Raw genomic sequence first — 11,763 nt, 5'->3', positions numbered from 1 at the left:
GTCATTGACACATTCCGCTTATGGATGCCCGCAAACAGGCCATGGCTGAATTGTCAGCGATTTTTGAATCCAGGGTGGTCTCCCGGTTTACAAGCGTTGCCCGGTCTTCCCTGGCAGCAGATCAGGCTGAAATCTTTGAAAAAGAGATGGAGTCAAAGGTCCGCATTGCCTCGGATGTCCGCCTCCAGGGGGCCAGGATCGGTAAAACCTGGCAGGATGACGCCTCTGGATTGTTTTATGCCCTGGCCGTTCTGGACAAGGCAGATGCCGGCAGAACCTGGACGTCCCGGTTGGAGCTTGTGGACAACCAGATCCAGGCCGAGGCCGGGGTGCTTGAAACCATGGAGGGCCGGCTGTCCCGAATGGCCGCCTTGAACAGGATCATGGCATTGGCCCTGGACCGACAGGTTCTGGAATCCCGGTTAAGGGTGGTTGATTATCCTGTGGAGGCGTTTACCGGGGTGGATCTGGGCGCTGTTATGGATGAACAGGCGGCGCTCAAGTCCGAAATCAGGCTTCATATCCTTGTCCAGGGGGAGTCGGGGAGCCGGGTCAAAGAGATCATTGCCCAGGGGTTGAGCAGGAAAGGGATCGCTTTGGTTCATGATCCGGGTGCGGCCAATGCCCAGATCCTGGGGATGGTTGAGGTCTCGCCCATGAGCCTGAAAAATGCCACGACCCGGTTTGTCAGGGCCAGGGCAGTGTCCAGGTATTTGAAACACCCGAACAAGCCCTTTTTGTCCAGATCAATGAAAGTATCCGCAAGGGACATTCAGACGAGAATGAGGCAGGGCACAGGGCCGTAAGCGCCCTGGGCGATAGATTAACCGCAAGGCTTCTGGCTGCCTTTGGATACGGGGAAAAATAAAAAAGGAGAGATCTGTGGGAAAAAACAGGCGGTATGGATATTGGATGCTTCTCATCCTGGCGGTGATGGTGGGTTGGGGGTGCGGCAACAAGCATATTGACAACCAGGCCATGGAAGAAGAGTTTGAAAATGCACCCGAGTGGGTGTTGATTGGGCATGAAACAGGTGTTTTTTCTGCGGTGGGATCTGCAAGAATCGGAAAGTCAGGCATTCCGTTTGCGAAAACCGCGGCCCTGGCCCAGGCCCGGAACGAACTGGCCAGGCAATTGTCGGTCCGGGTGCATTCTTTGGTGAAAAATTTTGCCTTGCAGACCGGGATGGGAAATACCCAGACCGCGGACCGTATGGGAAAACAGGTCTCCAACCAGGTGACCCAAAAGACCCTGAACGGGTCCAGCCAAAAGGATGTATGGATTGCTCCCAGTTCAGATTTGTACGTTCTCATGGTTCTGGACACAGAGGCGCTCAAGGGGTCTGTCAAACGTCAGATGCTCTCTTCCATAAAAGAGAAAGAGGCCAGATGGCATAATTTTACGATCATGGGCGGAGAAGAGGAACTGGATAAAACCATTGACAGCGCGTTTTAAAAGTATCGGTTTGTCCGGTATTTATTCACGGAGGTGGTCTGATGAAGGCAATCCAGGCAAAATATGTCAAAGAGCCTTTTGAGATAAAGGTTGAAAAAAACGCAGTTGAGGAAGACTGGCCCGAGGTCTGTTCAAAATTTAACGATGATGTGGAACGGGTCTGCGATGTTGGTGATATCCCCGGATATACGGGGTTGTATCAATGTTTTGATGAGATGAACCAGAAAACCTATTATCTGGTCAACGAGGACAAATCCCTTTTCCGGCTGAGACGGCAGCATTTTTTGGATAATATCGGGTACCGAGAGTAAGATTTTAATCTTCCCGGAGTTATTTTAATGGTCAAAAAATTAAAGGCAAATCTGGTCAGTGATCAGACGATCAATGTGCTTAGAAAGTTCATGGTTTTTGACGATCTTTCTTGCAAAGAGATTAAAAAATTATTGCTCGCAGATGGGGATTATCACGCTCGTATTGCCAAACTCTGCCAATACGAGGCAGGGGAAACCGTGATCCAAGAGGGGGATTTTGACTGCTGGTCCTTCTGGGTGGTCAAAGGACAGTTTGACGTGATTCAAAACCATGAAATTGTGGCCACCTTTTCAAAGCCCGGAGAAATCTTCGGGGAGATGAGCGTGCTGGAAGGGATTCCAAGAACAGCATCCGTGGTATCAAAAACACGGGGAATCTGTCTTTGCATGGACATGTCCGTGACTGAGAACCTTGAGGACGGCCATCTTGTGGAGACCATCAAAAAGGGGTTTTATCGTGTCATCCTGACCCGGCTGAACAGAACCAGGGACAAAATGCAAAGGGAAAAAGAGCAGATAGAGACCAAATATTCTGATTTGCTCAGCTTTGAGAACCGGATCCGGGGAAAAGCATAAAAAAAATTTTTTATCCGGGTCCAGAAGTTGAGAGGACCTCTCTGATTTTTTCGGCCAGGAGGTTTGGGGAATAGGGTTTTTGAAGAAAGGTCACCCCCGGATCCAGCATCCCGTTGTGGACAATATGATGGTCGGTGTGGCCGGATACAAAAATAACCTTGATCCCGGGAACATATGTTTTTGCCTGTTGAATAAAGGCCTTTCCCCCAAGTTCGGGCATGATCAGATCCGTGACCACTAGATCGGGCAGGGGCCTTTTTTGTTCTATTCGGCTCTCGATCCATGCCAGGGCAATTTTTCCGTTTTCGGCCAGGTGAACCTCATAGCCCAGAGGGGGTAAGGCGTTTGACGCAAAATTCAATACGCTGGGATCATCCTCCACCAATAAAATAGATTCATCGCCGGCCAGGCTTTTTTTTATTTTCGGGGGGACAATCTCTGGCCGGAAGGGTTTTTTTGGGAGAAGATGCCGGCCAATAGATTTTAAACACATTGCCCTGGTTTGGCTCTGAATATACCCGGATGCTTCCCTTGTTTTGTTTTATAATCCCGTAAATCATGGCCATGCCCAGTCCTGTGCCCTGGTATTTGGATTTTGTGGTGAAAAAGGGTTCAAAAATCCGTTTTTGGGTCTCCAGATCCATGCCCTGACCATTGTCAGATACCGAGAAAAAAATATATTTTCCTTCCTGATCCAGCCCCCTTTTTTGGGCCTCCTTAAGATTGAGCAGGGTTTCTCCTGTCTCAATGGTGATCCGTTTTTTAATTTTGTCACTGCCCGGGCCTGAAAGCGCATCTCTTGCGTTGACGATCAGATTGGTAAATACCTGTTCAATCTGGTTCTGGTCGGCTGAAATGGGGCCAATCCCCTTTGAGGCAATGGTTTGGACATGGATGTCTTCGCCGATGAGCCTGCGGAGCATCTGGTCCATGGATTTGATGGTCTGGTTGAGGCTGATAATTTCAGGTTTGAATATTTGTTTCCGGCTGAAGGCCAAAAGTTGCCGGGTCAGGTTTTCGGCCCTTTGGCCGGCATGGGAGATGGCCTGGACTTTGGGGGTCAGGGGGTGGTCCTCTTCCAGCTTGGCCTGGATGAGTTCGGCATACCCGTTGATCACCGTGAGTAAATTGTTGAAATCATGGGCAACTCCCCCGGCCAGGGTGCCGATGGATTCCATTTTCTGGGCCTGGAATAATTGGCTTTCCATCTGTTTTTTTTCTTTTTCAGCCTCTTTTCTCTCGGTAATATCCCTTGAAATGCCCAATATTTTTTTGTTTGGCCCATCTTCGCTGGACACCAGAGAGACCCGGATTTCGATCCATGTGCTGGTGCCCGCTTTGTTGAGCTGACAGAGTTCCATTTCCCTGACCCCTTCTTTGGTGCCGTTCGGGTGCTCAAGTTCTTGGGTAATCTCTTGGGTGAACCGCCTTGCGTGATCCGGCTCCAAAAGTTGTGTAAAAGATCGGCCGGTAAGCTCTTCCGGGCCAAATCCGCTCATCTTCTGAATGGAGGGGCTGATGTAGACAATGGAAAAATCAAGGTCCAGCATCCAGATGACATCTGAAATATTTTCAGCCAGGAGTCGATACCTTGCCTCGCTGGTTTCAAGCTCTTTTATTTTTTTTGGAGCTGGGGATAATAGCTTTTCTGCACAGACCGCTCCCCCAGACCCATGAGTTTTGCAATGGATTTATCCATGGGCCGTTTTACGGGCTTGTCATCAGAGCGCGTCTTCATAAATAATCTCTATATCCCTTTTATCCGCCGACCGTGGATTGGTGAGAAGGCAGGCGTCGTTCATTGCTTTGTCCGCAAGGCTGGGGATATCAACAGGCCTTACATTGACCTGGCCAAGACTTTTGGAAATGCCCAGATCAAAGCGCATGCATCTGATTTTTTCAAACAAGGCTGTTTTGATCTGTTCCTGATTCATCTTCCGGGTATTTACCCCAATTGTCTGGGCAATGCGATTGAACTTTTCAGGGACCGCACCATAGTTGAAATTGATGACATGCTTCAGAAGCAGGGAATTGCACTCCCCATGGGGCAGGTCCAGAAAACTGCCCAGGCTGTGGGCCATGGCATGAACCGCACCCAGGACGGCATTGGAAAAGGCAAGCCCGGCCTCCATTGAGGCCAGCATGATATTTTCCCTTGTTTCCATGTCAGTGGGCTGTTTTGTGATCATGGGCAGGTGGGTGGAAAGCAGGCGCATGGCCTCAAGGGCATGGACATCGGTGATTTTTGATCCGGCCGTGGACACAAAGGCTTCAATTGCATGGGCCATGGCATCCATGCCGGTACAGGCGGTTAAATAGGGATCCATGGTCAGGGTGGTTTCAGGGTCGATCAAGGCAATATCCGGAATGATGATTTTGCTGATAATGGAGATTTTAACCTGTTCACGGGTATTGTTGATGATGCAGAACTGGGAAACATCTGCGGAGGACCCGGCCGTTGTCGGGATAAAGATCATGGGCGGCAGAGGCGCACTGATCCGGTCCACCCCCTGGTAGTCCAGGATATGCCCGTTGTTGGAAACCACAATGCCGATGCCCTTGGCGCAGTCCATGGGAGAGCCGCCGCCCACAGCCAGAATGGCATCGCATCCTTGGTCCAGGTATTGGCCGGCCCCGTCCATGACCTCAGTCTGTCTGGGGTTGGGGGAAACCTTTGAAAAGATGACCGGCTCAATGCCGTGTTCGAGCAGGCTTTTTTTCACCTGGCCGGCCCAGCCCGCATCAATCACGCCTTGATCCGTCACAACCATGGGCCTTTGAATATAAAATTTTTTGCAGTATTCCCCTGCCAGAAATCTTGATCCATTGCCGAAAATGATCTCCGGGGCAACAAATTTTCTCAGGTTTTCAATGGCCCTGGCCATTAATTCCTCCGCTTTTTTTCTTCCAGGTTGGTATGGTATCCTTATACAATAACAATCAGGGGGTGATTATTCAAGATCAATGAAAATAAGGACTAAAATGCCCCGGTTTTTGTCTGGAGATAAAAAAACTCAGACAAGCCCCTCTTATAGGTAAAGAGTTTTGCCGGAAAAAAGGCTGAAAATCTTTGGGGGATGTGATATGGGTAAAACAGATTCTAATCGAAAGAGGTTCAATTTCACGGTTTTATTGACGACAAGACATTTTCAAAACAGAGCCAATATTAATTTCACCAACAAACAAATCAAGGGGGGATTATGAAACAGAAGGGATTAACAGGGATAGGCGGGATTTTCCTGGTGCTTTGGATTTTAGCTTCGGGCACCGCTTTTGCCGCAGACTGGAATTTTTACGGAAATGCCAGGGTTCAGACCTTTTATGAGGATGTGGACACGGGCAGTGCATCCTCCACCAATCTGAGCCACAGCCTCCAGAGCAATTCCCGTATCGGGGCCAATGTCAAGGTCAGCGACGAACTGGTGGGCCGGTTTGAATACGGTGCGTCAGGCGGCAATGCAAACATTCGGCATTTGTACGGAGAGTGGCATTTCGGGTCTGGAAAACTTTTGATCGGACAGACGGATTCTCCATTGAATTTTGCCTTGAGCAACCAGGTATATGGAACGGATGCAGGGATGGATCCTTACGGCCACGTGGATGCCAAACGTCAGCCCATGCTTCAGCTCACCTTTGGCAACTTTAAGGTGGCGGCTGTCCAGCCGGATACCGGCGATCTGGGACTGGCCAACAGCAGTCAGGAGGTCAAACTGCCCAAAATAGAGGCCAAATACCGGCTTGACCTGAAATCTGGGTATCTTGAGCTTGCAGGGGGGTATCAAACCTATGAGCTGACTGACACCTCAAGTTTAAGAACCTATGATGTGGATTCCTATATCCTTGCCCTTGGGGGCCAGGTTCGGTTGGGTTCAGCTTATCTCGGGGGAGACATCTGGACGGGTCAAAATGTGGGGCCCTATGATTTTAACTGCTCTCCTGACGGGGATCCCCAGGTTGTGGCAGGCACCCTTGAGGATAATGATGCCTACGGTGTCATGGTTGCCGCCGGATTTATGCTCAATGAGCGGTTTTCCTTTGAGGCGGGGTATGGATATGTGGCTGCGGAAATAGACCATCTTAATTATGCCAAGGATGATACGGTGGCCTATTATTTACAGTCCACCGTGACCCTGGCACCCGGCGTCTTTTTTGTGCCCGAGGTGGGCAGGATTGATAAAGACAGGGATAAGGACGGTGTTGAAGAGGCTGATACGGTTTACGCAGGCGTCAAATGGCAGATTAATTTTTAATTCCGGCCAGAAGAGAATATCGTTTTAGGAAAAATCTGCAGGTCCTCTGGGATCTGCAGGTTTTTTACAGGTTGAATCGTTCTGCCCAGGATGAAAAGCGACGGGCATGTCCGGGATTGATCTTGAAAAGCTCGTCAATGATTTTTTCCCGGGTCATGAGGGTCTTTTTCTTTTTTGGGCTTTTGGAAAAGAATTTATCTGCACAGCAGATGATTTTCTCCTCCAGTGTCAGAGGTTTCATATCCCTGGGAGGTAGGGGCAGGTTTGCCTGTAAAATATTGTTTTTGCTGATGCCTGCCCCGGTGTGGCGCTCGGCAACAAGGCCAAAGGCCGTGGGCAGACCCAGAGAGTCGAGCATGTTACGTCCCAGATATCCGTGGCAGATATAGGGTGATTTTCCTGTGCATCCAATGGAAGGGGCGGATGTTTTTATAACACCGATGTCATGGAGCATGGCTGCCGTTTCAATAAAGGCCAGGTCAGGATCCAGATGGGCAAGGTTATGAGCAATCTCAAGGCTTTTTTGGGCCACCTTTTCTGAGTGATCCACCAAAAGCTGATACAAAGGAGAGCCTTTGTCGTAGAATTGCTCGATAACAGTCAAGGGATCTATGGATTGGGCCGCTTGCCTGACCGGGGAGATTGACCTCATCTATTTTGACCCGGACAAGAGCACCCCTTCGATAAAGGGGTCCAGGTCGCCGTTCAATACCCGGTCTACATCTCCGATTTCAAGATCAATTCTATGGTCTTTGACCATGCGGTAGGGATGGAGCACATAGGAACGGATCTGGCTTCCCCAGGCAATATCATCCTTGCCGTCGTGGAGGTTCTGCATCTTTTTGTCCTGTTTTTGTTTTTCCAGCTGGTAGAGCCTTGATTTGAGCACCTTCATGGCAATTTCTTTGTTCCGGTGCTGGGACGGCTCCTGCTGGCATTGGACCACCACCCCTGTGGGCAGGTGGGTGATCCGGACCGCAGAACTGGTCTTGTTCACATGCTGGCCGCCGGCCCCGCTGGCCCGGTATACATCAATGCGCAAATCCCCCTCATCAACATCAATGATGATTTCATCTTTGATTTCAGGATAGACAAACACGGCGGCAAAGGAGGTCTGACGCTTTCCCCCGGCATTAAAGGGTGAAATCCTCACCAGCCGGTGCACCCCTGATTCCACCTTCATGAATCCAAAGCAGTTTTCTCCGGTCACATGGAGGGTGGCCCCTTTGATCCCGGCTTCATCCCCCACCTGGTAATCAATGATCTGGCACTTGTATCCTTTTTTGTCGATCCACCGGGTGTACATCCTGAACAGCATTTCCGTCCAGTCCTGGGAGTCGGTTCCGCCGGCTCCCGCGTTGATGGAAACAATGGCATCCCGTGAATCATCTTCATTGTCCAGGGTGATTTCCACGGAGAACCGCTTGATTTTTTTTTCAATGGCTGTCAGAAGGTCGCCGGCCTCTTGTTCTATTTCCTTGTCAGAGGCTTCCCGGGCCAGCTCCAACAGGACTTCGGCATCTTCTATTTCCGTGAATATGGTATTGCAGGTCTCAATGAGGCCGGATATGGCAGTGCGTTCTTTTAAAAGTGAGGTAGCCTTGTCAGCATTGTCCCAGAAATCTTGTTTGGCAATGAGCAGTTCAAGTTCCCTAAGCCGTCTTTCCTTGACAGGAAGGTCAAAGATACTCCTTGAGTTTGTTGGCTTTGGCAGTAATGGATGAAATAATCTGTTTAAATTCTAAACTCATTGTCCAAGTCTCCTAAATTTATTTTTAATGGGTTTTATCATAAAACCCATGGCCATTGCAACCAGGGCGAAAATACCGATCAGATCACCGTGGCGGGTATAAAAGGTGATGTTTGACAGGGCCGGCAGGTCTTGGGTTGCTGCAGCAGGGACAAAAAGCTGGGTGGCCAAAAGGATTTTTCCTGAAGGATCTATGAAACCTGAAATCCCGGTATTGGCGGCCCTGACAAGGGATCTTCTATTTTCAACCGCCCTGAGCACCCCAAAGGAAAAATGCTGGGCCGGTGCCGAGGTTTGGCCGAACCAGGCATCATTGGTGATGGTGGTGAGAATGTCTGCCCCGTTTTGGACAAAGGCCCTTGAAATATCGGGAAAGAGGATTTCAAAGCAGATGAGCACCCCGGTTTTATGGGGTTTAAAATTTAGGGGAACCGCCCCTGTTCTGCCTTGGGAAAAATTGCCGGCCGCCTGGGTGAGCTTTTTTACAAACCAGAACAGATTCTGGAAAGGCACATATTCCCCAAACGGAACCAGATGGGTTTTATCATAGGTGCCTGTGACCATGGACAGGGGGTTGAGCATATAGGCCCTATTGTAATATGAAATGCTCTCTTTTTGGCTGTCAACAGCCGGGCTGCCCAGAAGAAAATGGGTGCGGGTCTGTCGTATCAGCTGGTCCACCCGGCTGGAATAGACCGGGTCCCTGCCGTAATAAAAGGGAAGTGCCGTCTCGGGCCATACAATGAGGTCTGCAGGGCAGGCCTTCAGGGAAAGGGATGTATACCGGTCCAAAGTAAAATCCTTGAACGCCTTGTCCCATTTTTGATCCTGTTCAATATTGCCCTGGACCACTGAAATTTTTGTGTGCGGGGCTGATTTTATCCATGTCTGAACATGGGGCAGCCGGAAAAATCCATATGCATGGGCGCCTGCAACCAGGAAGATTCCCAATACAAGAGAAAAGATCCAGGCGCCTCTCTGTTCTTGGACAATCGATTTTATTCTGTTTTGGGGCCCAAGGGCCAGCCAGGCCTGGGCCAAGATCCCGTTGGAGAGCAGAAGCACAAAGGAGATGCCCAGCACCCCTGTCAGGTCGGCCATTTGGACTAAACCTATGTTGGGAGACTGGGTGTATCCCAGAACGCCCCAGGGAAACCCGGTCAGGGCGTGGGACCGGATGAATTCCAGCCCCACCCAGACCGTTCCGCCCCAGAACGGGGCCAGCCAGGGCCGCGGGGCCAGTTTGTTTAAAATATAGGCAAAACCGCCAGTGTAAAGGGCAAGATAGAGGCTGAGCAGCACCAGGCAGGCCAGGCTTAGGCCAATATTGAGGTTGCCGAACCGGGTCAGGCAGGGAACAATCCAGTAGATCAGGGTTAAAAAATGGGAAACGCCTGTTACCATGCCGGCAGAAAAGGCCTGGCGCGGGCCCATGGATGCCATGGATGTCCAAAGGGGGACCAGGGCAAAAAAGGCCACAGGGTATAGGGCGTGATCCGGAAAGGCAAGGGTCAGCAGCATACCCGAAACCAGGGCGGGAAAATAGGGCAAAAGAATGGATAATCGGGATATGGGGTTCATTTTTTTCCGGGCCTTAGTAAAAAAAGTCTGCTATACTTACCAGACTATCTGCACTTTCGTCAATTTATAGAAATGAGGATAACGTCGGTTTTCATGTCAACAGGGGATCAAACAAACAAATCAACACAGGCTGATTCTGCTCCGGCAACTGATTCTTCCCCCTCCATGGGTGCAGGTGCCCTCTTAGCTGAGGATATGTCAGCATTCCTTTCCCGGGCGCCCATAGGGCTTTGCATTGTAAGACAGGGGATTATTCTTTGGGCCAATCAAAAATTTTATGCCATGACCGGATATGGTGACGGCAGCCTTGAAGGCAAGGCTGGCCGTATTCTCTATCCCACCCAAAAGGCCTATGACCGGGTGGCCGCATTTTTAAATTCAAAAATGAACCGTCTGGGCGAGGCAATGACGGAGACTCGGCTGTCCAGGGCGGACACCACCACCTTTGACTGCCGGATCAGGACCTCCTGGATGGATCCGGACAATCCAGACAAAGGGACCTTGGTCACGGCCTCGGATATCACCGAGTTCAACGCTGTCCAGATTCAGTCCCGGCAGGCGGAAAAAATGGAAGCCATTGGCGTGCTTGCAGGGGGCGTTTCCCATGATTTCAACAATCTGCTCATGGGGATCCAGGGCCATATTTCCCTGATGCGGGTTAATCTGAACCGGCCCGAAAAGGTGGGCGGGCATTTAAGGCAGATGGGCAAGCTGGTGAAAACAGGGGCGGATCTGACCAGCCGCCTTCTGGGGTTTGCCCGGGGAGGGAAATACCAGATTACCATGCTGGACATCAATCAGGTGGTTTCCATTGCCTTGAATGTTTTTCAGCCCGGCCAAAAGGATATTCAAATTCAGGCTGATCTGGCAGACACTCTTTTTTCAGTGGACGGTGACCATTCCCAGCTGGAACAGGTGGTGCTCAACCTTTTGGTCAATGCCTCCCAGGCCATGGTTGACGGCGGGGTGCTGACCATCCAGACCCGTAATCTTAAGATAGGGGAAAATCACGGGTTTCACTTTGAAATTGCGCCGGGTCCCTATGTTGAGATCCTGGTCAAAGATACAGGGATTGGGATGGATGAAACCATTCAAAATAAAATATTTGACCCGTTTTTTTCCACTAAAGCCGCGGGAGATACCAAAGGTAGGGGGCTGGGACTGTCAACGGTATTCGGCATTGTCAAAAACCATGGCGGGTTTATTACGGTGGACAGCCAAAAAGGGGAAGGGTCTGCCTTCAGGGTCTGCCTGCCGGGCTCGGGACGGTCTGCGCCTGAAACCGAAACGGAAAAAGACCCCCGGTTTGAACTCATGCCCAGGGGGAGTGAAACCATCCTTCTTGTGGAGGATGAAGAGGAGATTTTAACCCTGGGAAACGCTTTTTTGGAAAAATTGGGGTATACCCCAATTTTGGCCCGGAACGGACTGGAAGCGGTGGAAATGGTCAGGGCCGGTCACAGCGAAATTGCGCTTGTGGTCCTGGATTTGATCATGCCTGTCATGGACGGCAAAGAGGCTTTTTTCAAGATTCGAGAGATTTCTCCGGAGGTTAAGGTCCTGGTCTCCACCGGGTTTACCGTGGATGAAGAGGTTGAAACCCTTTTGGGAAAAGGGTGTCACGGATTTCTTCAAAAACCCTATTCCATGGATAAATTTTCAAGGACCATTCGCGATATTCTCGACCGGAACGAGTGTTGAGACGACCTGCTTTTTTGGGATAAACGTTTTATTTTTCAGGACAATTTTTACATCTCTCTTTACAAGCACTTTGGCAGATGGTATTTTTGCAGGATCGGTCCATTGATCGGTTTAAGCCTTGTGTAACCAGGCATTAAGC

The 11,763-nt window shown here is 50.2% G+C and carries 12 protein-coding genes; 6 read left to right on the top strand and 6 right to left on the bottom strand.

Translation table 11 applies throughout. The features are described from left to right. Positions 1-20 precede the first annotated feature (20 nt). From HUN05_02020 to HUN05_02005, 4 genes are all read left to right on the top strand, one after another. Positions 21-806, top strand: coding sequence for a hypothetical protein (locus HUN05_02020; protein WDP84086.1), 786 nt, complete (start codon positions 21-23; stop codon positions 804-806). 76 nt (positions 807-882) lie between these two features. Continuing rightward, on the top strand, positions 883-1,455 hold the full coding sequence (locus tag HUN05_02015) for an LPP20 family lipoprotein (GenBank protein WDP84085.1): 573 nt from the start codon (positions 883-885) through the stop codon (positions 1,453-1,455). Positions 1,456-1,496: 41 nt separating this feature from the next. Continuing rightward, on the top strand, positions 1,497-1,766 hold the full coding sequence (locus HUN05_02010; GenBank protein WDP84084.1) for a hypothetical protein: 270 nt from the start codon (positions 1,497-1,499) through the stop codon (positions 1,764-1,766). A gap of 27 nt (positions 1,767-1,793) precedes the next feature. Next, complete coding sequence (locus tag HUN05_02005) at positions 1,794-2,342, top strand: cyclic nucleotide-binding domain-containing protein (GenBank protein ID WDP84083.1); 549 nt, start codon at positions 1,794-1,796, stop codon at positions 2,340-2,342. Between the two features lie 10 nt (positions 2,343-2,352). Here the strand turns inward: HUN05_02005 and HUN05_02000 are convergent, their stop codons facing one another. From HUN05_02000 to HUN05_01990, 3 genes are all read right to left on the bottom strand, one after another. Further along, the gene (locus HUN05_02000; GenBank protein WDP84082.1) at positions 2,353-2,703 is read right to left on the bottom strand and encodes a response regulator; all 351 of its coding nucleotides are present in this window, start codon (positions 2,701-2,703) and stop codon (positions 2,353-2,355) included. Positions 2,704-2,737: 34 nt separating this feature from the next. Beyond that, positions 2,738-3,892, bottom strand: coding sequence for a PAS domain S-box protein (locus HUN05_01995; protein WDP84081.1), 1,155 nt, complete (start codon positions 3,890-3,892; stop codon positions 2,738-2,740). Between the two features lie 171 nt (positions 3,893-4,063). Further along, entirely contained in the window at positions 4,064-5,227 is a 1,164-nt protein-coding gene (locus tag HUN05_01990; protein ID WDP84080.1) for an iron-containing alcohol dehydrogenase, read from the bottom strand. 315 nt (positions 5,228-5,542) lie between these two features. Here HUN05_01990 and HUN05_01985 point away from each other — a divergent pair, with 315 nt between their 5' ends. Beyond that, positions 5,543-6,592 (top strand): hypothetical protein, encoded by a 1,050-nt coding sequence (locus HUN05_01985; GenBank protein WDP84079.1) that lies wholly within the window; start codon positions 5,543-5,545, stop codon positions 6,590-6,592. Positions 6,593-6,656: 64 nt separating this feature from the next. On the opposite strand, the gene HUN05_01980 is transcribed toward HUN05_01985, so the two are convergent. From HUN05_01980 to lnt, 3 genes are read right to left on the bottom strand one after another with little or no spacing between them, the layout of a single operon-like run. Beyond that, complete coding sequence (locus tag HUN05_01980; protein WDP84078.1) at positions 6,657-7,244, bottom strand: HDIG domain-containing protein; 588 nt, start codon at positions 7,242-7,244, stop codon at positions 6,657-6,659. Continuing rightward, positions 7,245-8,306, bottom strand: coding sequence for a peptide chain release factor 2 (locus HUN05_01975; protein WDP87885.1), 1,062 nt, complete (start codon positions 8,304-8,306; stop codon positions 7,245-7,247). A 33-nt stretch (positions 8,307-8,339) separates the two neighbouring features. Continuing rightward, positions 8,340-9,923: an apolipoprotein N-acyltransferase gene (gene lnt / locus HUN05_01970; protein ID WDP84077.1), complete on the bottom strand. Its 1,584-nt coding sequence runs from the start codon at positions 9,921-9,923 to the stop codon at positions 8,340-8,342. 195 nt (positions 9,924-10,118) lie between these two features. On the opposite strand from lnt, the gene HUN05_01965 reads away from it, so the two are divergent. Next, positions 10,119-11,624 carry a response regulator gene (locus HUN05_01965; protein ID WDP84076.1) on the top strand — a complete coding sequence of 502 codons (1,506 nt, stop codon included), beginning with the start codon at positions 10,119-10,121 and terminating at the stop codon, positions 11,622-11,624. Positions 11,625-11,763: the final 139 nt, after the last annotated feature.

Origin of the sequence: Desulfobacter sp. (assembly GCA_028768545.1) — a bacterium.
Lineage (GTDB): Bacteria > Desulfobacterota > Desulfobacteria > Desulfobacterales > Desulfobacteraceae > Desulfobacter.
The sequence above is the reverse complement of the archived record's forward strand: the minus strand, read 5'-3'. Positions and strand labels throughout refer to the sequence as shown.

Excerpts from the sequence above, each read along its gene's own strand:
- HUN05_01980 (WDP84078.1), bottom strand. The coding sequence starts at position 7,244 with ATGAGGTCAATCTCCCCGGTCAGGCAAGCGGCCCAATCCATAGATCCC.
- HUN05_01995 (WDP84081.1), bottom strand. The coding sequence starts at position 3,892 with ATGCTGGACCTTGATTTTTCCATTGTCTACATCAGCCCCTCCATTCAG.
- HUN05_01985 (WDP84079.1), top strand. The coding sequence starts at position 5,543 with ATGAAACAGAAGGGATTAACAGGGATAGGCGGGATTTTCCTGGTGCTT.
- HUN05_01990 (WDP84080.1), bottom strand. The coding sequence starts at position 5,227 with ATGGCCAGGGCCATTGAAAACCTGAGAAAATTTGTTGCCCCGGAGATC.
- lnt (WDP84077.1), bottom strand. The coding sequence starts at position 9,923 with ATGAACCCCATATCCCGATTATCCATTCTTTTGCCCTATTTTCCCGCC.
- HUN05_02005 (WDP84083.1), top strand. The coding sequence starts at position 1,794 with ATGGTCAAAAAATTAAAGGCAAATCTGGTCAGTGATCAGACGATCAAT.
- HUN05_02020 (WDP84086.1), top strand. The coding sequence starts at position 21 with ATGGATGCCCGCAAACAGGCCATGGCTGAATTGTCAGCGATTTTTGAA.
- HUN05_01965 (WDP84076.1), top strand. The coding sequence starts at position 10,119 with ATGTCAGCATTCCTTTCCCGGGCGCCCATAGGGCTTTGCATTGTAAGA.
- HUN05_02010 (WDP84084.1), top strand. The coding sequence starts at position 1,497 with ATGAAGGCAATCCAGGCAAAATATGTCAAAGAGCCTTTTGAGATAAAG.